The 25878-nt window shown below is 69.7% G+C and carries 27 protein-coding genes and 1 pseudogene; all 28 read right to left on the reverse strand.

From position 1 onward, the window contains the following. Positions 1–3 precede the first annotated feature (3 nt). Positions 4–249, reverse strand: a complete 246-nt coding sequence (locus tag HRL41_RS05365; protein WP_172135876.1) for a DUF2442 domain-containing protein — start codon at positions 247–249, stop codon at positions 4–6. 10 nt (positions 250–259) lie between these two features. Continuing rightward, complete coding sequence (locus HRL41_RS12415) at positions 260–481, reverse strand: DUF4160 domain-containing protein (protein ID WP_371808802.1); 222 nt, start codon at positions 479–481, stop codon at positions 260–262. A gap of 49 nt (positions 482–530) precedes the next feature. Next, entirely contained in the window at positions 531–1496 is a 966-nt protein-coding gene (locus tag HRL41_RS05375) for a DNA-processing protein DprA (RefSeq protein WP_172135877.1), read from the reverse strand. A gap of 1 nt (position 1497) precedes the next feature. Next, on the reverse strand, positions 1498–3024 hold the full coding sequence (locus tag HRL41_RS05380) for a YifB family Mg chelatase-like AAA ATPase (protein WP_371808801.1): 1527 nt from the start codon (positions 3022–3024) through the stop codon (positions 1498–1500). 3 nt (positions 3025–3027) lie between these two features. Further along, entirely contained in the window at positions 3028–3489 is a 462-nt protein-coding gene (locus HRL41_RS05385; RefSeq protein WP_241157214.1) for a YraN family protein, read from the reverse strand. 337 nt (positions 3490–3826) lie between these two features. After that, positions 3827–4615, reverse strand: coding sequence for a ribonuclease HII (locus tag HRL41_RS05390; protein WP_172135891.1), 789 nt, complete (start codon positions 4613–4615; stop codon positions 3827–3829). Between the two features lie 168 nt (positions 4616–4783). Next, a complete protein-coding gene (gene rplS, locus HRL41_RS05395) occupies positions 4784–5131 on the reverse strand; it encodes a 50S ribosomal protein L19 (protein ID WP_165048132.1) in 348 nt (115 codons plus the stop codon). A 218-nt stretch (positions 5132–5349) separates the two neighbouring features. Then, complete coding sequence (locus HRL41_RS05400; protein WP_172135878.1) at positions 5350–5982, reverse strand: ATP-binding cassette domain-containing protein; 633 nt, start codon at positions 5980–5982, stop codon at positions 5350–5352. Continuing rightward, a complete protein-coding gene (locus HRL41_RS05405; RefSeq protein WP_253904719.1) occupies positions 5979–6998 on the reverse strand; it encodes an ATP-binding cassette domain-containing protein in 1020 nt (339 codons plus the stop codon). The genes HRL41_RS05400 and HRL41_RS05405 overlap by 4 nt, the downstream gene beginning before the upstream one ends. 32 nt (positions 6999–7030) lie before the next feature. Then, complete coding sequence (locus HRL41_RS05410; protein ID WP_206214504.1) at positions 7031–7888, reverse strand: ABC transporter permease; 858 nt, start codon at positions 7886–7888, stop codon at positions 7031–7033. Then, positions 7885–8868 carry an ABC transporter permease gene (locus HRL41_RS05415; protein ID WP_172135880.1) on the reverse strand — a complete coding sequence of 328 codons (984 nt, stop codon included), beginning with the start codon at positions 8866–8868 and terminating at the stop codon, positions 7885–7887. Before HRL41_RS05415 ends, HRL41_RS05410 begins: the two co-directional genes overlap by 4 nt. 23 nt (positions 8869–8891) lie before the next feature. Continuing rightward, a complete protein-coding gene (locus HRL41_RS05420; protein ID WP_172135881.1) occupies positions 8892–10556 on the reverse strand; it encodes an ABC transporter substrate-binding protein in 1665 nt (554 codons plus the stop codon). Positions 10557–10857: 301 nt separating this feature from the next. Beyond that, complete coding sequence (locus tag HRL41_RS05425; RefSeq protein WP_172135867.1) at positions 10858–11181, reverse strand: AzlD domain-containing protein; 324 nt, start codon at positions 11179–11181, stop codon at positions 10858–10860. Continuing rightward, the gene (locus tag HRL41_RS05430) at positions 11178–11918 is read right to left on the reverse strand and encodes an AzlC family ABC transporter permease (RefSeq protein ID WP_172135882.1); all 741 of its coding nucleotides are present in this window, start codon (positions 11916–11918) and stop codon (positions 11178–11180) included. Before HRL41_RS05430 ends, HRL41_RS05425 begins: the two co-directional genes overlap by 4 nt. 205 nt (positions 11919–12123) lie before the next feature. Further along, positions 12124–13167 carry a deoxyguanosinetriphosphate triphosphohydrolase gene (locus HRL41_RS05435; protein WP_165170455.1) on the reverse strand — a complete coding sequence of 348 codons (1044 nt, stop codon included), beginning with the start codon at positions 13165–13167 and terminating at the stop codon, positions 12124–12126. 3 nt (positions 13168–13170) lie between these two features. Further along, positions 13171–14307, reverse strand: a complete 1137-nt coding sequence (gene mtnA, locus HRL41_RS05440; protein ID WP_172135883.1) for an S-methyl-5-thioribose-1-phosphate isomerase — start codon at positions 14305–14307, stop codon at positions 13171–13173. Between the two features lie 280 nt (positions 14308–14587). After that, the gene (locus HRL41_RS05445; protein ID WP_172135884.1) at positions 14588–14875 is read right to left on the reverse strand and encodes a hypothetical protein; all 288 of its coding nucleotides are present in this window, start codon (positions 14873–14875) and stop codon (positions 14588–14590) included. Continuing rightward, the gene (locus tag HRL41_RS05450; protein ID WP_172135885.1) at positions 14872–15651 is read right to left on the reverse strand and encodes a Fic family protein; all 780 of its coding nucleotides are present in this window, start codon (positions 15649–15651) and stop codon (positions 14872–14874) included. Before HRL41_RS05450 ends, HRL41_RS05445 begins: the two co-directional genes overlap by 4 nt. Positions 15652–15923: 272 nt before the next feature. Beyond that, a complete protein-coding gene (gene ppdK / locus HRL41_RS05455; RefSeq protein WP_172135886.1) occupies positions 15924–18641 on the reverse strand; it encodes a pyruvate, phosphate dikinase in 2718 nt (905 codons plus the stop codon). Positions 18642–18750: 109 nt separating this feature from the next. Further along, the gene (locus tag HRL41_RS05460) at positions 18751–19641 is read right to left on the reverse strand and encodes a pyruvate, water dikinase regulatory protein (protein ID WP_165170461.1); all 891 of its coding nucleotides are present in this window, start codon (positions 19639–19641) and stop codon (positions 18751–18753) included. A gap of 80 nt (positions 19642–19721) precedes the next feature. Next, positions 19722–21815 (reverse strand): glycine--tRNA ligase subunit beta, encoded by a 2094-nt coding sequence (gene glyS / locus HRL41_RS05465; RefSeq protein ID WP_172135887.1) that lies wholly within the window; start codon positions 21813–21815, stop codon positions 19722–19724. A gap of 5 nt (positions 21816–21820) precedes the next feature. After that, positions 21821–22765, reverse strand: coding sequence for a glycine--tRNA ligase subunit alpha (locus HRL41_RS05470; protein ID WP_165170465.1), 945 nt, complete (start codon positions 22763–22765; stop codon positions 21821–21823). Positions 22766–22828: 63 nt separating this feature from the next. Then, positions 22829–23410, reverse strand: a complete 582-nt coding sequence (lepB, locus tag HRL41_RS05475) for a signal peptidase I (protein ID WP_165170467.1) — start codon at positions 23408–23410, stop codon at positions 22829–22831. 99 nt (positions 23411–23509) lie between these two features. Then, positions 23510–24148: a tRNA (guanine(37)-N(1))-methyltransferase gene (locus HRL41_RS12420; protein WP_371808803.1), complete on the reverse strand. Its 639-nt coding sequence runs from the start codon at positions 24146–24148 to the stop codon at positions 23510–23512. 177 nt (positions 24149–24325) lie between these two features. Then, positions 24326–24496, reverse strand: a pseudogene (locus tag HRL41_RS12425) (tRNA (guanosine(37)-N1)-methyltransferase TrmD); the annotation flags it as partial. 70 nt (positions 24497–24566) lie between these two features. Further along, positions 24567–25091: a ribosome maturation factor RimM gene (locus tag HRL41_RS05485; RefSeq protein WP_172135889.1), complete on the reverse strand. Its 525-nt coding sequence runs from the start codon at positions 25089–25091 to the stop codon at positions 24567–24569. After that, entirely contained in the window at positions 25092–25346 is a 255-nt protein-coding gene (locus HRL41_RS05490) for a KH domain-containing protein (RefSeq protein ID WP_165170471.1), read from the reverse strand. A 3-nt stretch (positions 25347–25349) separates the two neighbouring features. Continuing rightward, on the reverse strand, positions 25350–25595 hold the full coding sequence (gene rpsP / locus HRL41_RS05495) for a 30S ribosomal protein S16 (protein ID WP_165048032.1): 246 nt from the start codon (positions 25593–25595) through the stop codon (positions 25350–25352). Between the last annotated feature and the right edge of the window lie 283 nt (positions 25596–25878).

Consider the following 25878-nt stretch of genomic DNA (forward strand, 5'->3'; position numbering starts at 1 on the left):
CCGTCATACCGCCACGCTTTCCCGATAGAGCACGCACGGGTCAATGTCCTGCCCGTTCGGCCAGCAAACCGACCAGCCGTCCATGAGCAGGCCCACTTGGGAGAAATAGCCCGGGTCGGCCAGCTCGCCCATCCAGCTGCCGTATATGCACGGCTTCGCGTCATAACGGCGCCGCTCTCCCGTCTCGTAGACGAGGAGGAGCTCGAAGCCGTCCTGCGGGGTGACCTTCGTGATCTTCGGGTTCAACACGGGCTGCCTCCTAGCGCAGAGGGTCGATCTTGAGCGGAGCCCGCCCGCTTGCCGCCAGCTCCCAACTCGCCTGCAGCTCGTCGCGGTGGATCTCCATCCATGCCCATAGTAGCCGCTCTTTCCCCTGGGGTAAATGCCCCGCGAGGCGCTTTCCGCCCAAGGCGTAGCTCGCCTCGTGCTCGCCGCATCGCACATGGACGTGCGGCTCGTGGTGTTGCTGCCCGCCTCGCAGAACATCATCACGACGAGGCCGTAGAACGTGCTGAGCACGGGCATGGCGATCACCCGGCGCTCTTGAGGTAGGGGCCGTACCTGCCGTCGGGGTACTGGGCTATGAGGCCGTCGCGCTGGGCCTGGGCGAGCCACACCATGAGCCAGGTGAGGGCCTCGTCCTGCGGGCCCGCCTGGGCGGCGAGGCTCCGCAGCGCCTCCATCCCCAAGGGCTCCGCGCGCAGCGCCTCCAGGATCACCCGCGCCCGCTCGTCGCGCACAAGCGCGCCCGCGTCCCCGCGGCCCGCGCCGCCGACGCCGGGCGCGCCCGCGCGCGCGTCCTCCTGCCTGAGGCAGCCGAACAGGCTGAAGAGCTGGTCGGCGAACGTCTCGTCGTCCACCACGGGCGTAGCGCCCTGGTACAGGAGGCGGTTGGCCCCGCGGGAGTTCGCCGACGTGATGGCGCCGGGCACCACGAGCACCTCGCGGTTGGCGGCCAGCGCCTCGTCAGCCGTGGAGAACGTGCCCGATGGCAGCCCCGCCTCCACGATGAGCGTCGCCTTCGCCAAGCCTGCGATCAGGCGGTTCCGCTCGCGGAACGCGAACGGCAGCGGCTTGAAGCCCCAGTCGTGCTCCGAGGCCACCGCCCCGCCCGCGTCGACCACGCGCTGGAAGAGCCCCGCGTTCTCCGCGGGGTAGAGCTCGTCGCACCCGCCGCCGAGGAACACCACCGTCGGCGCGCCCGCTGCGAGCGCCGCCTCGTGCGCCACCGCGTCGCACCCGCGCGCGCCGCCCGAGATGATCGCGATGCCGCGCGCGGCCGCGAGCCCCGCAAAGCGCCGCGCGCAGCTCTTCCCGTACGGCGTCGCCTTGCGCGCGCCCACCACGGCCAGCCCCTCCTGGAGCGCCGCGGGGCTCCCCACCACGCGCAGGCACGCAGGCGGGTGCTCGATCGCCTCGAGCGCCGCGGGGTAGCCCGCGTCGCCGCGCCTGATCTCGTGGCGCTCGCCCGAGAGCGCCGGCTTTGCCATGGGCATGTCAGCCTCCTATCCCCTCGCGCAGGCGGAAGCCCAGCGCCTCCGCCAGATGATCCGCGCCCACGGCGTCGCGCTCGGCGATGTCGGCTATGGTGCGCGCCACGCCGAGCACGCTCACGAGCGCACGACCGCTCATCGAGCACGCCTGCGCCGTGGACACGATGAACGCCTCGGCCTCCGGCGAGAGCCGGCATGCCGCGATCACCTCCTGCGGCCCTCCTCGGCGCGCGCATGACGCCGCGCCACCAGCCTCGGCCGCGTCGCGCGCCCGTCGCCGCGCCGCGAACTCCCGGCCGCGCATGACGCCCTCGCGCAGCTGCGCCGAGCTCGTCCCCCGCCCCGCGTCGAGCACGCCGCTCGGATCGAGGCGCGCCACGTCAAGCTGCAGGTCGATGCGGTCCATGAGCGGCCCGCCGATGCGCCCCTGATACTGCCTGATCTGCGGCAGCGTGCACGTGCAGGCGCGCTCCGGGTCGCCGAAGTACCCGCAGGGGCAGGGGTTCGACGCCGCCACCAGCATGAAGCGCGCGGGGAACGACACGTTCCCGTCAGCGCGCGTGAGGCACACCACCCCTGACTCCATCGGCTGGCGCAGCGCCTGGAGGGCCGCGCCCTTGAACTCCGCAAGCTCGTCGAGGAAGAGGACGCCCTGGTGGGCGAGGGAAATCTCGCCCGGGCGCAAGGGGTTCCCGCCCCCGACGAGCCCTGCCGGGGTCGCCGAGTGATGCGGGTGCCGAAACGGCCGCTCGCCCGCCAGGATGCCGGAGACGTCCTCCCCGGCCACCGAGTGCACCACCGCCGCCTCGAGCATCTCGTCCTGTCCGAGCGGCGGCAGGATGGAGGCGATGCGCGAGGCGAGCATGGTCTTGCCCGACCCCGGAGGCCCCATCATGAGCAGCCCGTGCCGACCCGCCGCCGCGATCTGCAGCGCGCGCTTCGCCGCCTCATGGCCCGACACGTCCCTGAAATCGGGCGCGGAAGCGTCGGTCGGGCGCGGCTGAGCGACGCTCGAGCACGCCACGGGCGCAAACGGCTCCTCCGCGTGCAAGCGGCCCAGCGAGGGCAGCGCCAGCTGCACGAGGCTGTCGAGCGGCACCGCCTGCTCCCCTGAGCTCACCAGCGCAAGCCCCTGGCGCGCGGCGCAGATCCCGAAGGCGAGCGCGCCCGCCACCGACCGCACGCTCCCCTCGAGCGAGAGCTCCCCCACGAAGAGCCGGCCCGCGAGCAGCCCCGGGTCCACCTGCCCCGTCGCAGCCAGGATGCCCAGCGCTATGGGCAGGTCGAACCCCGAGCCCGTCTTGCGCACGTCCCCCGGCGCCAGGTTCACGACGATCTTCTCGTTCGGCATCGCGAACCCCGACGCCCGGATGGCGGCGCGCACGCGCTCGCGCGCCTCCTGCACGGCCACGTCGGGCATGCCCACGATGGCCATGCCGGGAAGCCCGCTCGACACCACCACCTCCACGGCCACGGGCCGCGCCTCCACGCCCCGCAGTGTCGCGCCCACGACCATGCACTGCGCGCCCACCTCTCACGCCGTCCCGAACGCGCTGATGATGTGGCGCACGAGCGCCCGGTCGGGCGAGACCGCCACGATGGACACCACGTCGAACCGCACGGGCAGATCGACGTCGGTCTCGTAGCGTGACAGGAAGGCGAGCGCGATCTTCTCGTACTTGTCGCGCTTGCCCGCGCTCACCGCCTCGGCCGGAAAGCCCTTGCTGCAGTTCGAGCGCGTCTTCACCTCCACGAACACGAGCGCGTTGCTGTCGCGCGCGATGATGTCGGCTTCGCCGAAGCTGCACGTCCAGTTGCGCGCCACGATGTCGTAGCCGCGGCGGTACAGGAAGCGCGCCGCCGCGTCCTCCCCGCGCTGGCCGAGCTCGCGGTTGCGCTGGCCGCGGCTCCTCCCCCTCTTCTTGGCGGCAGCGTCATCGCGCTCGCGCTCCTCAGGACCGAGCTCGACGTACTCCGCCTGGCTTGACCGTGCCATAGCCTGCCTCCTTGTCTCTCGCAAGGCAAGCATAGAGGCGCCGTCTGACGGGCATATGGCGCAGGTCGGGCAGGAAGGCGCGCGGACTTGGCCCGCCATGCGGCGAGCTCGTCGCAACATGCCGGCGGCAGCGCGCCGCCGCGGTGCCGCCGCGCCGCGCGCATCTGGCGCGAATCAAGCAGGGGCCGCACGCGCTTCAGGCGGAATCATCCGCCCAACCTGGCAGAAGAGTCGAAAGCAGCGGGACGAAAGGAGGGGCGGGACGGCGAGCCGCGCCCCGAGCCGCGCCCCGGACCCGCTTTGAAGGGAACTCCGGGGAGGAGAAGGACCTGACCCCCTAGAACAGCGTCGGCTGCGTGAAGGCCGTGCAGAACGACGCGCGGTGCGCGGGGCTCAGCCCCCGCTCCTTGATGGCGCGGATGTGCTCCTCGCTCCCGTAGCCCTTGTTGGAGGCGAGGCCGTAGCCCGGGTACTGCGCGTCGAGCTGCACCATGAGGGCGTCGCGCTCCACCTTCGCCACGATGGAGGCGGCGGCAATCGAGGCGCACCGGGCGTCGCCCTTGACCACGTTGACCTCGCGCGCGTCGAGGTGCAGCGGGTTTCCGTCGAGCAGGATGACGTCGGGGATGACGCCCGCCGCCTCGACGGCGGCCACCGCGTGCCTGAACGCCGCCGTGAGCGAGGCCGTCATGCCCGCTGCGTCGATCTCGTCAGGCTGCACGTACTGGACCGTCCACGCGAGCGCGCGCTGCCTCACCTGCGCGGCGATCGCCTCGCGCTGCTCGGGCTTCATCTGCTTGGAGTCGTTGAGCCCCTCGATCACGTCGTCGTCGCGCAGCACCACCGCGCCCACCGCGAGCGGCCCCGCCAGAGGCCCGCGGCCCACCTCGTCGAGGCCCACGCACACGCGCCCGCCGCGCTCGGCGGCCAGCGCGCGCTCGAAGGCGTACATGCCCGCCACGCGCTCGCGCTCGGCGGCCTCGGCCTCGAGGCGGCGGCGCGCCACCTCGACCGCGCGGCGCACGCCCTTGCGCGTGTCGGCCACCAGCGAGCGTTCGAGCACCGCGAAGGCCGCCTCGTCGGCCTCCTGCAGCTTGCGCTTGATCTCGGGAACCGTCAGGTCCAGCACGTCTCAGCCTCCTTCGTCACGTCTCGCCCCCGCCCCGCCGCGCGCGTCGCGGAAGACGGGGCGAGCGGGAGCGCCGCCCACCGCCTCGCCTCGTCCCGCCATCCGCACCTCAAACAAAGAGCTCCCCCAAAGGAGAGCTCTCAGACAGGTTATGCGGCATGGGCCTTAGCGGAAGGACTTCTCCTTGATCTTGGCAGCCTTGCCCACCTTGTTGCGCAGGTAGTACAGCTTGGCGCGACGCACGTCGCCGCGGCGAGTGATCTCGATCTTCTCGATCTTGGGGGAATGCACCGGGAAGGTGCGCTCGACGCCCACGGAGAAGCTGATCTTGCGCACGGTGAACGTCTCGCGCGAGGAAGCGCCCTGGCGGCGGATGACGTCGCCCTGGAACACCTGGATACGCTCGCGGTTGCCCTCGGTGATGCGGTAGTGGACCTTCACGTTGTCGCCCACGTTGAAATCAGGGATGTCCTGCTTGATCTGCTGTTGCTCGATAGCGCGAATGATGTCCATTGTCGATTCCTTCTATATTCCCACGGTTACACTTAAGTATCGTTTAGGTAAAGACACGATTTGGAAGCATATCACCTCATCCCGCAGTTTGCAAGCAAAACAGCACGATCAACGGCGAATTTTTCCGAAAGGCGCGCTTCGGGCTGACCTCATCGGGCTTCTCGGGCTGGTGGCCGCGCCGGCGGGGCAGGCGAAGCGCAAGCCTGCGAGCGCCTCCCCTACCGCTCCCCCGCCGCCGCGTGCTCGGCGCGGGCGGCCGCCAGGTCGACCGTGCGCGTGGCGATGCGCGCGGTGAGCGCCGGCGAGTGCGAGACGAGCACGATCCCCATGCCGCGCTCGTCCGCCGCCGCGATGATGAAGCGCCACAGCTGCGCCTGCGTGACCGCGTCGAGCATGGTGGAGATCTCGTCGGCGACGAGGTAGCGCGGGCTCGCGGCGAGGGCGCGCGCGATGCAGAAGCGCTGGAGCTCGCCGCCCGAGAGCTCGTGCGGGAAGCGGCGCAGCCACGCGTCCCGGATGCCGAGCGCGTCGAGCAGCTCGTCCGGCACCGCGCCCGCCTCGGCGAGCGACGCCTCCATGCGCATGCGCGGGTCGAGCACGCTCTCCGGATGCTGGCCGATCAGCTGCACGGGGCAGGCGCCGCGGCGCGGCAGGGGCGCGCCGTCGACCGTCACCGCGCCGCCCTGCGGGCGCTCGTATCCGGCCAAGATGCGGCAGAGCGTCGTCTTGCCGAACCCCGAGGGCGCGCTCAGGGCCACGCGCTCCCCCGGCGCCACCTCGAGCGAGAAGCCCGCGTAGAGCGCGGGGCGCCCCGCGTACCCGAACGTGATGTCACGTGCCACGAGCGTCACAGCGCCTCGCCTCCCCTGCTCGGCGCGCCCGCGGAGGCGTACGCGCTCCCCGCGCCCGCGCCCGCGGCGAAGCCGTGCTCGGGCAGCGCGTGCCAGAGCGCGCGCGAGAAGGGGTGCTCGAGCAGCTCGGGCGCGGCGAAGTTCGTCACCGCCGTCTCCTCGACCACGGTGCCGTCCCTGAACACCGCCACGCGGTCGGCCACGCGTAGCGCGAGCTCGATGTCGTGCGTGATGAGCATCACGCCGCCGCCCGCGTCGGCGAACGCGCGGAAGTCGTCCATGGCGCGCACGGCGAGCTCCAGGTCGAGCCCGGGCGTGGGCTCGTCGGCCACGATCACGCGCGGCGCGTCCATGAGCGCGCAGCACAGAAGCACGCGGCGCGCCATACCTCCCGAGAGCTCGTGCGGGTAGAGATCCTCGACCTCGGGGGCCAGCCCGTAGCGCGCGAAGAGCTCGCGCTGCCGGCGGGTCCGCCGCGCCGCGTCCTCGCGCCGCGCCCGCCCGCACCCGCATGCCGCGCCGCGCACGAACGCGCCCACCTTCATGAGCGGGTCGAGGCTCGCCACGCTCTGCGGCACGAGCGCGATCCCCCGCCCGCGCACGCGCGCGAGCGCCGCGGCGTCCATGGGCTCGCCGTCGAACCAGATGCGCCCCATCACCGTGGCGTTCGGCTCGAAGAGCCCCATGACGGCGTCGGCCAGAAGCGACTTGCCCGAGCCGCTCGCACCCACCACGGCCACGATCTCGCCCGCGTGCACCGAGATCGACAGGCGCTCGATGGGCCGCGCCTCGCGCTGCCTCGCCGTGAGGTAGGGCTCGTCGGCGTCGTACATGCGAAACGCCACCGTGAGGTCCTCCACCTGCAGGAGGTGGTGCCCGTGCGCATGGCGCGACGCGGGCGCGTGCGTGTGGTGGTGGTGCGCCTGCGCGTCCTCGTGCCGCGTCTGCTCATGGTGCGCCCGCGCGCGGTGCGCCGCGTCCTCATGGCGCGCCCGAGCGTCCTCGCGATGCGTCATCTTCTCTTCCCTAACCATTCTCGCTCACCCGCCTACTCCTGGGCCGAATGCGGGTCGACGAGCTTGCGCAGGCTCGAGCCCGCCACGTCGAACAGCATCACCACGCCGATGAGCGCCAGGCCCGGGAACAGCGCGAGCCACCAGGCGCCCGCCGACAGGTACGTCATCGACTCCGACAGGATGATGCCGATGGCCGGCTGCTCGGGCGGCAGGCCGAAGCCCAGGAACGTCACGGCCGCCTCGTGCAGGATGGCGTGCGGGAACATCAGCACGAGCCCCACGAGGAACTGCGGCAGCACGTAGGGCAGCATGTGGCGCAGCGCGATGCGCACGCGCCCCACGCCGAGCTGGCGCGCCGCTCCCACGAAGCCGGCCTGCTTGCATTGCAGGATCTCGGCGCGGATCACGCGCGTGAGGCTCGGCCAGTGCGTGAGCGCCACGCCGACGGTCACGCCCCAGAACCCCTTCCCCAGCGCGAACGAGATGAGGATGAGCAGCACGATGTGCGGGACGCCCATCATGAGGTCCACGAGCCACGACACCACCGCGTCGGCGCGCCGCCCGCCGAGCGCCGCCGCCGCGCCGAGCGCCAGCGCGATCAGCGACGACGCCACCGCCGCGATCAGCCCCACGAGCACGCTGGTCGAGAGCCCCGCGAGCGTGCGCGTGAGCATGTCGCGGCCCATCCAGTCGGTGCCGAAGGGGTGCTCAAGCGAGGGCGCGAGGTTCTTCTGCGTGAAGTCGGTGCTCGTCGCCGCGTCGAAGCAGGCCAATCCCGCGCCCACCACGCACGCCAGGAGCAGCGCCGACGCCACGCACGCCAGGAGCGTCGCGCGGCGGTTCGCCATGCGCCGCGCCTGCGGCCGATGGAAGGTGGTGACGGCGCTCATCGCGCGCCTCCCCTTCGCCGCATGCGCGGGTCGACCACGCCGTAGAGCACGTTCGCCGCCAGGTTGCCGCCGAACACGAGCGCCGCCGACACGAGCGCGATGCCCGCGAGCAGCGCCACGTCGCCGCCGAGGCCCGCCGTCACGGCCGCCTGCCCGAGCCCCGGGTAGGAGAACACCTGCTCGACGAGGACCGACCCGCCGAAGATCTCGGAGATCTGCGCGAACTGCAGCGTGATGGCGGGGAGGACCAGGTTGCGCAGCCCGTGGCGCCGCGCGACCTGCCAGGCGGTCATGCCGCGCGCCCGCGCGAAGCGCACGTAGTCGCTCTCCATGACGTCGATCGTCTTCTCGCGCGTGTGCAGCGCCACGTTGGCCACCCCCACCACCGACAGCGTGATGGCGGGCAGCGCGATGTGGTGCAGGGCGTCGAGCAGCGTCACGTCGGCGGCCGCCTTGCCCACCGGCACCGAGAAGCCCAGCGGGAACCACCCCAGCCCCACGGCGAACACCATGAGGAACAGAAGGCCGATCCAGAACGTCGGGCTCGCCGCCAGCACGAAGCAGTAGCTCTTCACGAGCTTGTCCACGAGGCTGCCGCGGCGCACGCCCGCCAAGACGCCGAGCAGAAAGCCGATCACGCCGCTCGCCACCCAGGCGATCGCCATGAGCGCCAGCGAGTTCGCGGCGCGCGCGGCGATCACCTGCGCCACCGGCGCGTTGTAGCGCAGCGACGTCCCCATGTCGCCCTGCACGAGCGCCGACGCCCAGCTGAGGTAGCGCTCGGGGAGCGGCGTGCCCACGCCCCAGTAGGCGTCGAGCTGCGCGCGCTTCTCAGGGCTCATGGAGAGGAGCGCCGCCTGCCCCACGTTCGCCTGCACGGGGTCGACCGGCGAGAGGCTCACCAGCGTGAACACGACCACGCTCACCGCCACCATGAGCAGCAGGAACCTGAGCGCGTTATGTAGGATGTACTTCGCCATGGCGCGCTATCGTAGCATAAAACCTAGCGCCATTCCCACTTGTCGACGTTGTTGACGAGCGACCAGCCGTGACCGTGCGGATGCGGCTTCTGCTCGGCCACGTGCAGGCCCGCGCGCTGGAAGTACAGGTGGTCGACGTTGGCGAGCCACACCCACGTGGAGGCAGCCTGCGGCGCCACGCCCGTGCGCGTCTCGGGGTCCCACTGGGCCTTCTGGTAGAACGCGTAGGAGTCCTCGACGTTCGTCTGGGCGAGCGCGGCGTCGAGGTTGGCGTCCACCTCGGCGCTCTCGTAGCTCGCGTAGTTGCCCCAGCCCTCCGAGTGCGAGAGCTCGTAGAGCTCCACCGGGGCGTTGGAGCCCCAGCCCCACAGCACCGGGTCGCTGTACTGGTGGGGGTAGATGTCGTCCCAGCTCGCGCCCTTGACGTTCACCTCGATGCCGAGCTCCTTGCACTGGTCGGCGAAGTCGGCGGCGAGCGCCTGGCGCGTGGAGTCGCCGGCGGAGTAGTACAGGTCGAACGCCGCGCGGACGCCGTCCTTCGCGCGGATGCCGTCGGCGCCCGCCGTCCAGCCGCCCTCCTCGAGCATCTGGCGCGCGCGGTCGGGGTCCACCTCGACGCGCATGTCGGGCGACGACCACGGCATGCCGTCGCCGACGCTCCACGCCTCGGTGCCGTAGCCGTTGAGCACGTGGTCGATCATGCGCACGCGGTCGATGCCGTAGTTGAGCGCCTGGCGCAGCGCGAGGTCGCACGTCACGTCGTTGCCCACCTTGTAGGCCACGTCGCCCTCCTCCACCTTGTCAGGGCTGCCTGCGGGCACGCACGGCAGCGAGATGCCGCGCGAGTCGACCGTCTTGCAGTTGAGCAGCTCGTAGCCCGCCGGGGAGGAACCGGCGAGCGTCGCCGAGGTGTACGCCACGTCAACCTGGCCCGACTGCGCCGAGGCCAGAGACGCGTCCTCCTCCATGAACAGCACCACCACGCGCTCGATCAGGGGCGCCTCGCCGTAGTAGTCGGGGTTGGCCGTGAGGATCACCTGCTGGCCGCGGTCCCACTGCTCGAGCAGGTAGCGGCCGGACCCCACGGGGTTCGACCCGTAGTCGGCGCCGTAGGCGTGCGCGGGCACGATGCCCACCACGGCGAGCGTGTACAGAAGCGCGTTGTTGGGCTTGGCCATGGCCAGCTCGACCGTGACGGCGTCGAGGGCGCGCGCCTCGCGCACCGACGACAGGTCGGCCTCGGCCGCCTCGTTGTTGATGATGCCGTTGACGGTGAACGCCACGTCCTCGGCCGTGAGCGGCTTGCCGTCGGTGAACTTCACGTCGTCGCGGATGGTGAACTTCCAGGTCATGCCGTCAGGCGCGCACTCGTAGGAGGTGGCGAGGTCGTTCTGGAACTCAAGGTTGACGTCCGTGGTGATGAGCGTGGACTGGATGAGCGGCTCGTGCACGTGCTCGCCGCAGCCCCAGGAGTACAGGGGGTCGAAGCCGGCGGCCGGCTCGGAGCCCGGGGTCATGGAGACCACCACCTGGCTCTTCGCGCTTGCGTCGCCTGCGGCGCCCGCCGAGGACGCGCTCTGGCCGGAGGAGCCCTCGCCCGCGCAGCCTGCGAGCGTACCCCCGAGGGCCGCCGCCAAGGCGCTCATGCCAGCGACCTTCACAAACGATCGACGCGTTATCTCGGACATTTCCCGCTCCTTCCCTCGCACCCCGCGCATCCGGTGCTTCCGTCGCCGCAGGGTGTTACCAATTCAGTATGCGTAACACAGTATAGCAGGGAACGCCGCCTGCGGTGTTACGAATTAAAGATTGGTAACCTTCGGTGGGCGCGAACGGCGGAAGACGGGCGCAGGCGGCAAGAGGAGTCGACGCAAGGGGGACCGGCGGATGGAGGGTGACGCAGGCCGCGCGGACGGCAAGCCGTCGCGAGCTAGGCGCACGAACAACGCAGGCGGCGGGCTGCCGCCGCCAGAGCGCGCAAGCCGCGCGTCAGAGCGCGAGCAGGAGCGCGTAGGCCGCCACGCCGGCGACCGCGCTCCACAGAAGCGAGCGCGTCTTGGCGGCCACGAGGACCACCACGAGCGCCGGCGCCAGGGGCACCGCCGCGGGCCAGACGCCTGCGGCGAACATGCCGGGGGCGAGCAGGTCGTTCGCCACCAGGGCGGCGAAGGCGGCAGGCGGGATGAACCCGAGCGCGCGGCTCAGGGAGCTCGGCAGCTCGCGGCCCTTCAGGAAGAGCAGGGGCAGCGTGCGGCACGCGAGCATGCACGCGCCGCAGATGACGAGCACTATCCAGAACTCCTCCCAGCTCACGAGCGCTCCTCCCGCCCCTGCTCGCCGGATGCGGCGCGGGCGGCGGCCACGATGCGCCGGTCGCGCGCGCCTGCGTACGCCATGGCGCCCGCCACGCCGAGGAGCGCGCCCACCAGGATGGCCGGGCCCGTGAGGCCCGCGGCCTTGCATGCGTACACGCCGATCATCGCCAGCACGATGGCCACGATGTTCGCCGAGGTCATCTTCTGGGTGACGAGCAGGCAGATGAAGATGGACGTCATGGCGAACGCCGCGATGTCAAGCGGGATGCCGATGGCGCTGCCCACCAGCACGCCCACCACGTTCGAGACGGTCCAGGAGGTCTGCGAGAACAGGTTCACCATGAGCGCGCGGTCAACCGACCAGCCGCCCTCCGCGAACTTGGCCGTGGAGACGCCGTAGCTCTCGTCGGTCACGGTGGCTGCGAAGAGAAACGCGAGGCGGCGGCTCACGTTCTGGCACTCCGGCGCGAACGACGCCGCGTAGAGCATCTGCCGCGTGTTCACGAGCGACACGCTCGCGATGATGGAGGCCAGGGGCGAGGCCGCCAGGTACATGTTCGGGATCATGAACTGACCCGCACCCGAGTAGAACAGCGCCGAGAGCAGGAGCACCTGCAGGGCGTTGAGGCCGATGGAGTCGCACAGGATGCCGCAGGGGATGCCGATGGCGACGTAGCCCAGCATGATGGGCACCGCCGCGTGGAACGCGTCTTTGATGTGGTCACGGGTAAACATAAGCCTAGCCATTATAGCCGTGCGGCCCGCCGTTTCCAAATCATTCCGCGAAAGGCGGCGTACCCCGCTGAAACCCGCTAAGCCCGGCCACCCCGCAGCGCTCCAACGCGGCCCTTCGTAGCCCGCCGTTCTTCGCCGCCCTTCGCCGCTTCGCGCCGCGTCCGCCCCCCAACGCGTCCTTCGCCGCCCCGCGCCGGCAGCTCCGCTAGTAGTGGATCGAGCTCGGCTCGAACAGCAGGCGGAACTGGCTCTTGGCGTAGCGGTCGGTCATGCCGGCCACGTAGTCGGTCACAGCGCGCAGGTCGTCCCCCGCCGAGATCGCCCGGTACTCGGCGGGCACCTCGCCCACGTGCTCCACGTAGTAGGAGAACAGCGCCTCGATCAGGCGCTGCGCCTTCTCCACCTCCTCGAGCACCACGCTGGCCTGGTACACGTTGTCGAACAGAAACGCCCGCAGCTCCATCATGGCGTCCCACACCGGCGCGCTCATGCGGATGTCGTCCTCGCGCGCCGAGGTGACCACCATGTCGGTCACGAGCGTCTGGATGCGCGAGGAGTGGTCGGGGCCGAGCACCGCGTGCGTGGAGGCGGGCAGGTCGCGCTCGCGCAGGACGCCCGCGCGGATGGCGTCGTCGATGTCGTGGTTCACGTACGCGATGCGGTCCGCCACGGCCACGATGCGCCCCTCGAGCGTCTCGGCGCGCTCGCGCCCGGTGTGATGCACGATGCCGTCGCGCACCTCGGGCGTGAGGTTCAGCCCGCGCCCGCCGTTCTCGATCACCTCCACCACGCGCAGCGACTGCTCGTTGTGCTGGTAGAGCGCCGCGGCCTCGGGCGAGGCGGGGTCGATGCCGCGCAGGCGCGCCAGGCAGCCCGCGAGGGCGTCCTCGCCCGTGTGCCCGAAGGGCGTGTGCCCCAGGTCGTGCCCGAGCGAGATGGCCTCGGTCAGGTCTTCGTTCAAGCCGAGCGCCCGCGCGATGGTGCGCGCGATCTGCGCCACCTCGAGCGTGTGCGTGAGGCGCGTGCGGAAGTGGTCGCCCTCGGCGGCCAGGAACACCTGCGTCTTGTGCGACAGCCGCCTGAACGACTTCGTGTGCAGGATCTTGTCGCGGTCGCGCTGGAAGTCGCCGCGCAGCATGTCAGGCTCCGTCGAGCGCTCGCGCCCCTCGCTCTCGTCGGAGAAGCACGCGTCCTCCGACAGGTTCACGTGCTCGAGCTGCTCGCGATCCTCGCGGTAGACGATGCGCATGTCTCACTCCTTCCGGTAAGCCGAGGCCAGCTCGCGCGGCGCGTACACGCCGTGCTCGGTGATGATCTTGCAGACGAGGTCGGCCGGCGTCACGTCGAAGGCGGGGTTGAGCACGTCGACGCCGGGGATGGGCTCGGGGCACACCTCCGCGGCCGCGCGCTGCTCGATGGGGATGTCCTCGCCCCGCTCGAGCGCAAAGTCGATGGTCGACGAGGGGGCCGCCACGTAGAAGGGGATGCCGTGGTGCGCCGCGAGCACCGCCACGCCGTACGTGCCGATCTTGTTGGCCACGTCGCCGCGCGCCGTGATGCGGTCGGCGCCGACCACCACCGCGTCAACGAGCCCGGCGGCCATCACCGACGCCGCCATGTCGTCGCAGATGAGCGTCACGGGCACGCCCGCGCGTGCGAGCTCCCACGCCGTCAGGCGCGCGCCCTGCCCCACCGGGCGCGTCTCGTCGGCGTACACGCGCTCGATCTTGCCCTGCCCGGCGGCTGCGTACACCACGCCGAGCGCCGTGCCGAAGAAGGAGGTGGCGAGGCTGCCCGCGTTGCAGTGCGTGAGCACGCGCGCGCCTTCGGGCAGAAGGCCCGCCCCGTGCGCGCCGATGGCGCGGTTGGCCGCCTCGTCCTCGGCGGCGAGCGCGCGTGTGAAGTCGAAGAGCGCGTCGGCCACCTCGCGCGGCCCGGAGCCCATGTCGAGCGCCGTGCGCGCCACCGCGCACGCGCGGCGCACGGCCCACGAGAGGTTCACCGCCGTCGGGCGCGCGTCGGCGATCATGCGCGCCGCGAGCTCGAGCGCGGCCCAGTAGAGGTCGGGGTCGAAGGCGCGCTCGTCGAGCACGAAGACCCGCTCGAAGTCGCCCGCGCCGGCGCGGTGGTCGTCGGCGCGCGCCCACACGAACTCCGCCGCGCGCAGCGCCACGGCCGCCGCGCCCGCGATGCCGATGGCAGGCGCCCCGCGCACGCGCAGCGCCTTGATGGCCTCGATCACCTCGCGCCAGTCGAAGATCTCGCAGTACACCTCACGCGAGGGAAGCTGCGTCTGGTCGAGCAGGCGCAGCGCAGGCACGCCCCCCTCGACGCCCGCAGCCCGCTGCTCAGTGCGCACGAGCTCGACGGTGCGCGGCAGCCGTTCCATGTGAAGTTCCATAGGCACCCATTTCCCCGACAAAGTCAACCTAGGTAAAACAGCCCCATTTTAGCGCAACTGGGGAGAAACACACGCCGCATGCCGGGCCCGCCCAAAAAAGAAGAGCCCCCGCAGGGACGCTTCCACATGGAGCAGATGCCGCGAAGTGCAACAGGAGCGCGTTCTGATATCACTACGGCAATGTCTACGAGCTGGCTGGGGACGTTTTGGAGAGAACGATTCCGTGGGAGATCCCGAACATGATGCTCGTCATAGAACGCCAAGCCCCTTACGGCACCAGGTAGTCTTTCAGCCGCCGAGAGGGGTCCTTTGACGCAAAGCGCCCCGGACGATGACCGAAGACAGCGCCGCGCCCCTTCACTTCCGCATCGGCGCAAGCTGAGCCTTGATCGCATTGCGCGGGTTTCGCTTCATTGCGCGCATCTTCACGTCCACGTTCCACCAGGCGCACGTCGCCCGCGGCCGCAGCCGCCCCAAGGCTCCCATAGGCCGCCACGTAGCGGACAAGCGCTTCGTCGGTAATGAGCGCGCCGGTCGCATCCTGCCATATCCTCATGGCAAACCCCCTGCATGGCCTGCGCAACCAGCGCGCTCGCCCCACGTCTTCACCGTCTCGACCATGAGAAAGCTGACGAACGGATCCAGATAGCCATCCGCGTCGAACGCATCAAGCGCACCGTAGTACGAAAGGCGATCTGCCTCGTCGACGGAAACGGGCAGATGCCGCAGCGAAAGCAAGACGAAGTTCCCGAGCAAGCGCGCCGTGCGGCCGTTGCCATCCGCAAACGGATGGATGCGCGCAATCTGCGCATGCAGGTACGCAGCGATAACGAGCGCGTTCTTCTGGGCATTCGAAGCCTCCAGCGCCTCCCGAACCTCGCTGAGCACATCGCCGATCGCCCGAGGGACGTCACCTGCGGCAACTCCCGTATCGCGTGCTCCCACAACGTAATCGCCAAGCTTGAACGTTCCCGGGCGCTCGCCTCTCGCCCATCGATCCTCATCGTACGTGCCCCGGGTTAGCAGGCGATGTGCCTCGAGCAGCAAGTCCTCGTCGACGGAAGCGCCTTTGCGCACCGACGAGAGCAGCCACTCCCATGCCGTTTTCAAGTTCTTGATCTCGAAGAGCGTGCGCAAGCTCCCCGTATACGACGTCACGCCATCCCTGTCGAACACCTCATGCGTGTCGCGATACGTGATCTCGTCGTTTTCGATCTTTCCAGAGTTGTAGGAGAACCTCACCGCAAACGCATCGAGTGCCACGGCGCGCGCATCGGCATCAAGGCCGCGCCACCACGAAAGCGCCGCGCTGTAGGCATCGCGCACATCCATCGTATCACCCCGATTCCGCCACCGAGCCCTTTCAAGCCATTTTACCGCAGACGAGGCATGCGGCCGGCTGAAGCGGACGACGGCATCGCCGTAGGCGGCAACGACGTAGAAAGGGTGCGTCGTCTGGAGACGACGCACCCTTCTTCGATTCGCGCTTGAGCTTGCAGCCCCGGCACATCATGCCGCGGCGCCGCGGCGAAGCATTGCGTTGCGACCGAGCCGTGCGGCCCGCCGTGACGCGCGCCGCAGCGCTCAGGCCGCATGGCGCGCGCCTACTTAGAGGCGATCGCCGCCTGGGCAGCCGCCAGACGCGCCACCGGGACGCGGTAGGGCGAGCAGCTCACGTAGTCGAGGCCGATCGCGTTGAACGTGTGGATGGAGTCCGGGTCGCCGCCGTGCTCGCCGCACACGCCGCACATGATATCCGGATTGCCCTCGTGCCCGAGCTCGACGCCCATCTTCACCAGCTTGGCGACGCCGGCGTCGACCGTGGCGAACGGGTTGTAGGGCAGCAGGCGCTGGCTGAGGTACTGCGGCACGAACTCGGCCTCGACGTCGTCGCGGCTGAAGCCGAACGTCGTCTGGGTGAGGTCGTTGGTGCCGAAGGAGAAGAAGTCAGCCTGGGTGGCGATCTCGTCGGCGGTGACGGCCGCGCGCGGCAGCTCGATCATGGTGCCGATCGGGATCTCCAGCTCGACGCCCTCCTCGGCGGCCACCTCGGCGATGACCTTCTCGGCCACGCCGCGCAGCTTCGCGAGCTCGGCCTTCACGGACACGAGCGGGATCATGATCTCGGGCTTCGGGTCGAGGCCCTCCTTCTTCAGGCGCGCCGCGGCGGTGGCGATGGCGCGCACCTGCATCTCGGGCAGGATGGGGTACACGATGCCGAGGCGGCAGCCGCGCATGCCCAGCATCGGGTTCTGCTCGGCGAACGAGTCGATCTTCTCCATGAGCTCGCGCTTCTCGGCGATGGCGGCCGCGTCGGCGCCGGTGGCCTCCATGCGGGCGATCTCCACGTCGAGCGCGCGCGGGCTCTCGAGGAACTCGTGCAGCGGCGGGTCGAGCAGACGGACGATCACCGGCAGGCCGTCCATGGCCTTGAACATGCCGTAGAAGTCGCCCGACTGGGCCTCGAACAGGTCGTTCACGGCCTTCTCGCGCACGAGCTCGTCCTCGTTCAGGATGAACGTCTGGATGATCTGCTTGCGGTCGCCGAGGAACATGTGCTCGGTGCGGCACAGGCCGATGCCCTGCGCGCCGAAGCTGCGGGAGAGCTCGGCGTCCTCGGGGTTGTCGGCGTTGGCGCGCACGCCGAGCGTGCGGAACTCGTCGGCCCACTCGAGGATGGTGTCGAGGTCGCCCGTGAGCTCGGGCATCACGAGGTCGACCGCGCCGAGGACCACGATGCCCGTGGTGCCGTCGATGGAGATCATGTCGCCCTCGCAGACCACCAGGTCGGTGCCGGTGATGGCGGCCTCCTTCTTCTCGGCGTCGATCTTCAGGGCCTCGACGCCGCACACGCAGGGGGCGCCCATGCCGCGCGCGATGACGGCGGCATGCGAGGTCTTGCCGCCGTGCGAGGTGAGGATGCCCTCGGCGGCGATCATGCCGGCGAGGTCGTCAGGCGTGGTCTCCCAGCGCACGAGCACGCACTTGCGGCCCGCCTCGGCGGCGGCCACGGCGTCGGCGGCGGAGAACACGGCCTCGCCCACGGCAGCGCCCGGGGAGGCGTTCAGGCCGCGCGCGACCACGTCGTAGGTGGCGTTCTTGTCGAACTGCGGGTGCAGCAGCTGGTCGAGCTGGTCAGGCTCCACGCGGCCGACGGCCTCCTCCTTGGTGATGAGGCCCTCCTTCTCCATCTCGATGGCGATGTGGAGCGCGGCGGCGGCGGTGCGCTTGCCCACGCGGGTCTGCAGCATCCAGAGCTTGCCCTGCTCGATGGTGAACTCGATGTCGCACATGTCGCGGAAGTGGTTCTCGAGCGTGACGAAGATCTCCTCGAGCTGGCTGCCCGCCTCCTCGAGGCCCTCGACGTTCTTGAGCTCGGCGATGGGGCTCGTGTTGCGGATGCCCGCGACCACGTCCTCGCCCTGGGCGTTCACCAGGTAGTCACCGTAGAACTCCTTGGCGCCGTTGGCGGGGTTGCGCGTGAAGGCCACGCCCGTGGCGGACGTGTTGCCCTTGTTGCCGAACACCATGGACTGCACGTTCACGGCGGTGCCCAGGTCGTCGGCGATCTTGTTCTTCTTGCGGTAGAGGACCGCGCGCGGGTTGTTCCAGGAGCCGAACACGGCCTCGATGGCGAGCTTCAGCTGGATCATCGGGTCCTGCGGGAACTGCACGGTGCCGTCGACCACGAGCGAGGGGTACTCCTCGGCGCTCACGTTCTCGGTGAAGATCTTCTTGAACTCCACGACGAGCTCGGTGAGGTCCTCGGCGGTGAGGTCGGTGTCGGAGGCCACGCCGCGCGCGTTCTTCATGGCCGTGATGGCGTTCTCGAACAGGTCGCCGTCGAGGCCCATGACCACGTTGGAGAACATCTGGATGAAGCGGCGGTAGGAGTCCCAGGCGAAGCGCGGGTTCTCCGTCTGCTTGATGAGGCCGTTGATGGACTGGTCGTTGAGGCCCAGGTTCAGCACCGTGTCCATCATGCCCGGCATCGACATGGGCGCGCCGGAGCGGACCGAGACCAGCAGCGGGTCCTCCGCGTCGCCGATCTTCTTGCCCATGCGCTTCTCGAGGTCCTCGCGATACTCGTGGATGGTGTCAAGCGCTCCCTCGGGCCAGGTGTTGTCCGCGTTGGCGTACTCCATGCAGGTCTGGCACGTGATGGTAAATCCCGGAGGAACCGGAAGGCCGATGTTGGCCATCTCGGCGAGGTTCGCGCCCTTGCCGCCGAGCACCGCCTTCATGTCGGTGTTGCCCTCGGTCACGTTGTTCCCCTGGGCGTCCTTGCCAAAGGCGTAGACGCGCTTCACTTCTTCGCTCACCTTTTTCTCCTTATAATGCGTTGCACCAAAAGCGTGCAGTTGCCTACCTGCGCGCCCCACCTCCCGGCCGAAGGCGCGCATTGGAAATCCAGACCCGCGTAAACGAGTCCTAGTCAATAGTACCAGTTAGCGGGGGGTGCGAGCGCTCGTAGTACCGTAAAATCTCCTGAGCGGTCTCCTCAACGGCGCGTTTTTCGGTGTGTACGATAATGCAGCCGAGCTGCCGCATGAGGGCGCGGGCGCGCTCGAGGTCCTCGTAGACGTACTCCAGCTCGGCGTAGCGGCCCGCCACGAGGCTCGCCTTGCCCGCGCCGAGCCGGCGCTGGCGGATGTCGACGAGCACCTCGGCGGTGGTCATGAGCCCGAACAGCCGCGTGCGGTCGACGTCGTAGATCTCCTTCGGCGGGGTCGTGGACGGGTCGAGCGGGATGTTCGCCACCTTGTAGCCCTGCTGCGAGAGGTAGATGGACAGCGGCGTCTTCGACGAGCGCGACACGCCGATGAGCACGATGTCGGCCTGCGTGAGGTCCTGGGGGTTGCGCCCGTCGTCGTGCTCGATGGTGAACTCGATGGCCTCGATGCGGCGGAAGTAGTGCGGGTCGGCCACGCGCAGCGAGCCCGGCTTGGACGCGGGCTCGAGGCCGCTCATGTGCGCGATCGCGCCGACGGCGCCCGTCATGAGGTCGACCGCCACGATGTTGGGGTGCTCCTCCAAGTACGCGAGCATGCCGCGGCGCACCTCGTTGTTCACGAGCGTGTAGAACACGAGCATCTCGTCGTTGCCGAGGTCGTCGATGTGGTAGTGCACGTGCTCGTCGAGGAAGTCGCTGATCTCCTCGCAGGTCTTCACCTTCGACAGCGTCTCGATCTTGGGGTTCATGACGCCGAACTGCGCGGCGGCGGCGCGCGCCACCGCCTGGGCGGTCGCGCCCACCGAGTCGGAGATGATGTGGATGGTGGGGATGCGCGCGGCGCGCTCCTTGGGGCTGTGGTTCTCCATGAGAGGCTCCGATCTCACAGGGCCAGCAAAGTCGACGAGAAGGGCTCGCCCCCGGCGCAGCCGGAGGCGAGCGGTGCGAGCTACTTCTTGGCCATGAGGCCGAAGTCGGCCACGTGGGCGAACACGCCCACGAAGCGGTTGAGCAGGCGCAGGCGGTTTGCGCGCAGCGCCTCGTCGTCGGCCATGACCATGACGTCCTCGAAGAAGCGGTCGACGGGCGCCCGCAGGGCGGCGAGCGCGCGCAGGGCAGCCGCGTAGTCGTCGGCCTCGAGCGCCGCGGCGCAGGCTCCCTCGGCCGCCTCGACGGCGTCCATGAGCTCGCGCTCGGCGGCGTCGGCGAGCGCGGCGGGGTCGACGTCGGCGCCGAGCGCCTCGTCGCGCAGGTTGTTCGCGCGGGCGAAGGCCGTGGCCAGGTCGTCGAACGTCTCGCGCTCGGCGCGGCGCGCCACCTCGAGCGCGCGCACGCGCCTCACGAACTCCACCGGCTCCTGCACGCCTGCGGCGAGCACGGCGTCGACGGCGTCGGCGCCCATGCCGGCGTCGCGCAGCATGACCTTCGTGCGCGTGACGAAGAAGTCAACCACCTCGGCGCGCACGGCCTCGCGGTCGAACTCGAGGCCCGCCTCGGCGTAGGCCGCCAGCGACGCGTCGACGGCGGAAAGCAGCGACACCTCGAGCGCGCCCTCCTCGGCGAGCAGCATGGTCATGATGCCGAGCGCGCTGCGGCGCAGGGCGAACGGGTCGGACGAGCCCGTGGGGCCCTGGCCTGCGGCGAACAGGCCGCAGATGGTGTCGAGCTTGTCGGCCGTGGCCACCACCTTGCCCACCAGCGACGCGGGCGGCTCGTCGCCCGAGAAGCGCGGGCGGTAGTGGTCGCCGATGGCGCGCGCCACCTGCTCGCCCTCGCCCGAGGCGAGCGCGTAGTAGTAGCCCATGACGCCCTGCACGCTGGTGAACTCCACCACCGCGCCCGTGACCAGGTCGGCCTTACAGAGGAGCGCCGCGCGCGCCGCGTCGGCGGCGTCGGCGGCAGGAAGCTGCGCGTCGGCGGCGAGGTGGGTGGCCACGCGCACGATGCGGTCGGCCTTCGCGCGCATGGTGCCGAGGCTCTCCTGGAACACCACCTCGTCGAGGCGCTCCACGTAGTCGGCGAGCGGGCGCTTGCAGTCCTCGTCGTAGAAGAACTTCGCGTCGTAGAGGCGGGCGGCCACCACGCGCTCGTTGCCGTCGACGATGTTGGCCTCGAAGGCCGGGTCGCCGTTGGACGTGATGAGGAACTTGTTGGCGAGCGTGCCGTCGGCGTTGAACAGCGGGAAGTAGCGCTGGTGCACGAGCATGGCGTCGACGGTGATCTCCTTGGGCACGGCCAGGAACAGCTCGTCGAAGGTGCCGACCATGACGGTGGGGTACTCGGCGAGGTTCACGACCTCCTCCATGATCTTGGCCGGGAGCTCGGCGACCAGGCCGGTCGCCTCCTCGGCGGCGCGCACCTGCTCGCGGATGATGGCCTCGCGCTCGGCCTCGCTCGGCACCACGAAGGCGCCGCGCAGCACGTCGACGTACTCCTCGGCGCACGCGACCGCATGCGGGCCGGGGGCCAGGAAGCGGTGGCCGCGCGTCAGGCGGTCGGCCGCGAGGCCCGCCCACGCGACCGGCACCACGTCCTCGCCGAACAGCGCCAAAAGCCAGCGCACCGGGCGGCTGAACTGCTCGGAGCGGCTCCCCCAGCGCTGGGTCTTGGGCCACGAGACGGCGCCGATCACGCCCTCGAGCACCGCCGGGAGCAGCTCGACCACGTCGCGCTCGGGCGTGCGCCTCACGGCGTACACGTACTGGGTGCCGTTCTCGTCGCGCAGCTCGAGGCTCGACGCGTCGACGCCCTTGCCGCGCGCGAACCCGAGGGCGGCCTTGGTGGGGTTGCCCTCCGCGTCGAACGCGATCTTCGCCGCGGGGCCGCGGAACACCTCCTCCGTGGCCTCGGTGCGCGCGGGAACGTCGTGCGCCACCACCGCGAGGCGCCGCGGCGTGGTGTACGCCTCGACCGCGCCTACCGGGATGCCCTCGGCGTCAAACGCGGCGCGGAAGAGGCCCTCGAGCTTCCCCGTGACCGCATGCAGGTCAAACGCCGGCAGCTCCTCGGTGCCGATCTCGAAAGCAAGCGTCTTGTTCGCCATCTCCCCTATGCCTCCTTCTCGTCTTCGGCAGCCGGCGCCACGCCCGCCACGTGCTCCAGGTAGCTCGCGCAGCACGCCTTCGCGATGGTGCGCACGCGCAGGATGTAGCCCATGCGCTCGGTCGCCGAGATGACGCCGCGGGCGTCGAGCAGGTTGAACGCGTGGCTGCACTTGAGCACGTAGTCGTAGGCCGGGAGCGGCAGGCCCTGCTCGAGCACGCGGTTGCACTCCGCCTCGTAGCGGTCGAACTCGCCGAAGAGGAGCTCGGTGTCGGCCACCTCGAAGTTGTAGGCCGAGAACTCGCGCTCGTTCTCGAGGAACACGTCGCCGTAGGTGAACACGGTGCCGTCGTCGCCGCGGCTCCACACGATGTCGTACACCGAGTCGACGCCCTGGATGTACATGGTCAGGCGCTCCAGGCCGTAGGTGATCTCAGCGGGCACGGGCCTGCACTCGAAGCCGCCCACCTGCTGGAAGTAGGTGAACTGCGTGCACTCCATGCCGTCGATCCAGACCTCCCAGCCGAGCCCCCAGGCGCCGAGCGTCGGGCTCTCCCAGTCGTCCTCGACGAAGCGCACGTCATGCTCCTCGACGTTGATGCCGATGGCGCGCAGCGAGTTGAGGTAGAGCTCCTGCACGTTGTCGGGCGAGGGCTTCATGATGACCTGGAACTGGTAGTAGTGCTGCAGGCGGTTGGGGTTCTCGCCGTAGCGGCCGTCGGTGGGGCGGCGCGACGGCTGCACGTAGGCGGTGCGCCACGTGCCCGGGCCGAGCGAGCGCAGGGTGGTGGCGGTGTGGAACGTGCCCGCGCCCACCTCGTTGTCGTAGGGCTGCAGCACAACGCAGCCCTGGTCGGCCCAGTAGCGCTGCAGGTTCATGATGACGTCCTGGAACGTCGGCGGCATGCCCTGCGCGGCTGCGCCGGCTCCGCCCGTTGTTTCCGTTGACATGGCTCTCCTCGAATATGTCACGTGTGCCACTTCGCGCGCAGTGGCCGCGCCTGTTTACTTGCGTCAGCCCTCGGACGAGAGCAGGCCGAACCGGTCAAGCGGCCAGTACGTGAGCACCGCCTTGCCGGTGACCGTGGAAGCGTCGATCGCGCCGAAGTAGCGCGAGTCCTGCGAGTTCGTGCGGTTGTCGCCCATGACCCACAGCTCGCCCTCCCCGACGGTGTAGGGGTAGCTGATGTCCTCGCCGTAGGCCGGGGTGAGCGGGTAGGAGGGGAGGTTGCGCGTGTAGGGCTCCACGAGCGCCACGCCGTCGATCACCACGCGCCCGTCGATGAGCTCGACCGTCTCGCCCTCGGTGGCGATCACGCGCTTGATGAGGATGCGCGAGGGGATCTCGGGGTCGGCGAAGGTGACGATGTCGCCGCGCTCGGGCTCGCCGAGGTAGTAGCTGACCTTCTCGGAGAACACCATGTCGCCGGTCATGATGGTCTCCTCCATGGAGCCCGACGGGATCTCGTAGGCTTGGAACACGAAGGTGCGCAGGCCCCACGACAACGCGACGATCAGGACGACCATGCCCAGCAGGGACGCGAGCTTGCGTCCGATGCTCGGCTTGCGCGCGTCAGCGTGTTGACCGGAGTACATGTGGCCTCAAGGTCCCCTTTCAGAAAAACGCGCCGCGCCACAGGCGCAAACGCGTAGAGTCGACAGGTTGCGGTAATCGCTTATGATAGCGCTTCGGGCCTAACTCCCCTGCTCACCCGCTAAAGTCTCCAGAAATTCCCGATCAGCGGGCGTGAGGTTGCCCGCGCGCTCGAACGCCTCGAGCAGGTCGGGACGCCACCGCGCCGTGCGCTCGAGGCTCATGTTCCGCCGCCAGCGCGCCACCGCGCCATGGTCCCCTGACAGGAGCACCGCCGGCACCTCCTGGCCACGGAAGCTCGCCGGGCGCGTGTACTGGGGGTACTCCAGAAGCCCGCTCGTGAACGACTCGTCGACGGGGCCGTCGGGGGCGCCGAGCACGCCGGGCAGCTTGCGCACCACCGCGTCGATCACCACCATGGAGGCGAGCTCGCCGGAGGTGAGCACGTAGTCGCCGAGCGATATGACCTCGTCGGCGAGGGCGTAGGCCCGCTCGTCGATGCCCTCGTAGTGCCCGCAGACGAACAGCAGCCGCTCGCGCTGCGCCAGCTCGGAGGCGTACGCGTCGTCGAAGCGGCGGCCCTGCGGGGCAAGGAAGATGACCGTGGGGGCGGGGGCGCCGTGCCCGGGAGCGCATTCGCGCTCAAGCTCGAGGGCGCCCTCGTACTCGGGGACGTCGGCGCGCTCAGGGGAGCTCAGTCGCTCGGACAGTCCTGCTCGCGCGAAATGCCCGCCGGGCATTTCGGCTCGTGCGGAACTCGCTTGGTGAGCACCCCTGGGCGCGCCTTCCTCGCTCGCGGCAAATGCGTCCCCGGCACATTCGCCGGCGCTTTCGTGCGAGCAGGACTGTCTGAGCGACCGAGCATTCCCCTGCCCGCGGAGCAGGGCGAAGGGATCAAGAGTGGGAACAGGAGCAGGAGCGCCGACGATGTCCTCGTAGGCTTCGAAGAGGGGCTCGCACTTCATCACGAGGCCGGCGCCGCCGCCGTAGGGGTCGTCGTCGGTGGTGCGGTGCCGATCGTGGGTCCAGTCGCGCAGGTCATGCGCGTGAAACGAAATGATCCCCTTGTCCTGGGCGCGCTTCATCATCGACGACCCCATGACCGAGTCGTACATGCGGGGGAACGTGGAGAGCGTCTCGATGATCACGGGCGGCTCCTCACAGGTCGAGCAGGCCGGCCGGGCAGTCGAGCTCGATGCGCCGCGCGTCCTCGTCGATGCTCACGACGAACTCCTCCACGAGAGGGATGAGCGCGGACGAGCCGTCCGGCCGCGCCACCACGAGCAGGGGCTGCAGCGGGCGGTCCTCCACGACCTCGACCTCGCCCACGTGCCCCGCGCGCACGTCATGCACGCTCCACCCCTCCCACGAGGGCAGGTCGGATGCAACGTCGGACGAAGAGAGGTCGACCTCGTCGCGGCGCATGAGGCAGTGGCAGCCCACGAGCAGCTCGGCCATGTCGGCGGTCTCGACCTCCTCGAAGAACACGAGCGCCTCGTCCTCGGATCGCGGCACGACGCGCGCGACGGTCACGTCACGCGGGGCGTCGAGGACCGGCGGCACCAAGGCGACGCGCACGCCCTCGGACAGCAAAAGAGGAAGGCCCGACGCAGCACGTGCGACGAGCCCTCCGTTCAGATTTTTCGTATGCGCCAACGTGGCGACATCAATCCAGCTGCGCATCTAGTCGATGAGCTCCACTTCGACGGGAACGCCCGAGCGCGACGCGGCAGCGCGGGCGAGCGTGCGAATGGCCTTGATGACGCGGCCCTGGCGGCCGATGACCTTGCCGGCGTCCTCTTCGTTGACGCGAATCTCAACGATGACGGCGCCGTCCTCAGCCTCGTCGGCAGTGATCTCGAGATCCTCCTCGAACTCGATCAAGGGGCGGACGACCACGTCCACCAAGCCCGCGAGATCCTCCGTCAGCTCAGACATGGCTTACGCGTCCTCGCGCGCGCCCTTGAGCAGACGAGCGACGGTGTCGGTGGGCTGAGCGCCGTTGGCGATCCACTTCTCAACCTTCTCCATGTCGAACTTCACCGTGGCAGGCTCGGTCAGCGGGTTGTAGCGGCCAACCTCGTCGATGAACTTGCCGTCGCGCGGGGCGCGCGAGTCGGCGACGACGATGCGGTAGTACGGGCGCTTCTTGGCGCCATGGCGAGCGAGGCGAATCTTAACAGCCATGAAGTGTGACTCCTTCTAAAAATACTCTCATTCGATATAGGCATGCACTGCTCACGCAGCACAGCGAAAACAGCAGTTGTTTATTCTACGGCTCCCCTCAGCGTTTTGCAAGGGGATTCATCCACATAATAGGCCGCAGGCCGCTTGCGACGTTGCCGTTAATTTTCATTGCCAGCCGAACACCTGCTCATTTTCGACATCTTTTCTCACACTCAGCCGAACGCGTACGGTTGAGTGCGGAGGCCGCAGCGACCCCGCAGCGGCCCAGCCGATGAAAGGAGGT

The organism is Adlercreutzia sp. ZJ473, from assembly GCF_013185065.1.
Classification (GTDB): domain Bacteria; phylum Actinomycetota; class Coriobacteriia; order Coriobacteriales; family Eggerthellaceae; genus CAAEEV01.

What these genes read in the sequence shown, in the direction of transcription:
- HRL41_RS05410 (WP_206214504.1), bottom strand. Translation starts at nt 7,888, where the DNA reads ATGAGCGCCGTCACCACCTTCCATCGGCCGCAGGCGCGGCGCATGGCG.
- HRL41_RS05445 (WP_172135884.1), bottom strand. Translation starts at nt 14,875, where the DNA reads ATGAGGATATGGCAGGATGCGACCGGCGCGCTCATTACCGACGAAGCG.
- HRL41_RS05485 (WP_172135889.1), bottom strand. Translation starts at nt 25,091, where the DNA reads ATGCGCAGCTGGATTGATGTCGCCACGTTGGCGCATACGAAAAATCTG.
- HRL41_RS05450 (WP_172135885.1), bottom strand. Translation starts at nt 15,651, where the DNA reads ATGGATGTGCGCGATGCCTACAGCGCGGCGCTTTCGTGGTGGCGCGGC.
- rplS (WP_165048132.1), bottom strand. Translation starts at nt 5,131, where the DNA reads ATGGACATCATTCGCGCTATCGAGCAACAGCAGATCAAGCAGGACATC.
- HRL41_RS05470 (WP_165170465.1), bottom strand. Translation starts at nt 22,765, where the DNA reads ATGTCAACGGAAACAACGGGCGGAGCCGGCGCAGCCGCGCAGGGCATG.
- mtnA (WP_172135883.1), bottom strand. Translation starts at nt 14,307, where the DNA reads ATGGAACGGCTGCCGCGCACCGTCGAGCTCGTGCGCACTGAGCAGCGG.
- rpsP (WP_165048032.1), bottom strand. Translation starts at nt 25,595, where the DNA reads ATGGCTGTTAAGATTCGCCTCGCTCGCCATGGCGCCAAGAAGCGCCCG.
- HRL41_RS05435 (WP_165170455.1), bottom strand. Translation starts at nt 13,167, where the DNA reads ATGCGCATCGTCTACCGCGAGGATCGCGAGCAGCTCGAGCACGTGAAC.
- HRL41_RS05460 (WP_165170461.1), bottom strand. Translation starts at nt 19,641, where the DNA reads ATGGAGAACCACAGCCCCAAGGAGCGCGCCGCGCGCATCCCCACCATC.
- HRL41_RS05420 (WP_172135881.1), bottom strand. Translation starts at nt 10,556, where the DNA reads ATGTCCGAGATAACGCGTCGATCGTTTGTGAAGGTCGCTGGCATGAGC.
- HRL41_RS05375 (WP_172135877.1), bottom strand. Translation starts at nt 1,496, where the DNA reads ATGCCCATGGCAAAGCCGGCGCTCTCGGGCGAGCGCCACGAGATCAGG.
- lepB (WP_165170467.1), bottom strand. Translation starts at nt 23,410, where the DNA reads ATGTACTCCGGTCAACACGCTGACGCGCGCAAGCCGAGCATCGGACGC.
- HRL41_RS05490 (WP_165170471.1), bottom strand. Translation starts at nt 25,346, where the DNA reads ATGTCTGAGCTGACGGAGGATCTCGCGGGCTTGGTGGACGTGGTCGTC.
- HRL41_RS05430 (WP_172135882.1), bottom strand. Translation starts at nt 11,918, where the DNA reads ATGTTTACCCGTGACCACATCAAAGACGCGTTCCACGCGGCGGTGCCC.
- glyS (WP_172135887.1), bottom strand. Translation starts at nt 21,815, where the DNA reads ATGGCGAACAAGACGCTTGCTTTCGAGATCGGCACCGAGGAGCTGCCG.
- HRL41_RS05405 (WP_253904719.1), bottom strand. Translation starts at nt 6,998, where the DNA reads ATGACGCATCGCGAGGACGCTCGGGCGCGCCATGAGGACGCGGCGCAC.
- HRL41_RS12420 (WP_371808803.1), bottom strand. Translation starts at nt 24,148, where the DNA reads ATGCCCGGCGGGCATTTCGCGCGAGCAGGACTGTCCGAGCGACTGAGC.
- HRL41_RS05415 (WP_172135880.1), bottom strand. Translation starts at nt 8,868, where the DNA reads ATGGCGAAGTACATCCTACATAACGCGCTCAGGTTCCTGCTGCTCATG.
- HRL41_RS05385 (WP_241157214.1), bottom strand. Translation starts at nt 3,489, where the DNA reads ATGGCACGGTCAAGCCAGGCGGAGTACGTCGAGCTCGGTCCTGAGGAG.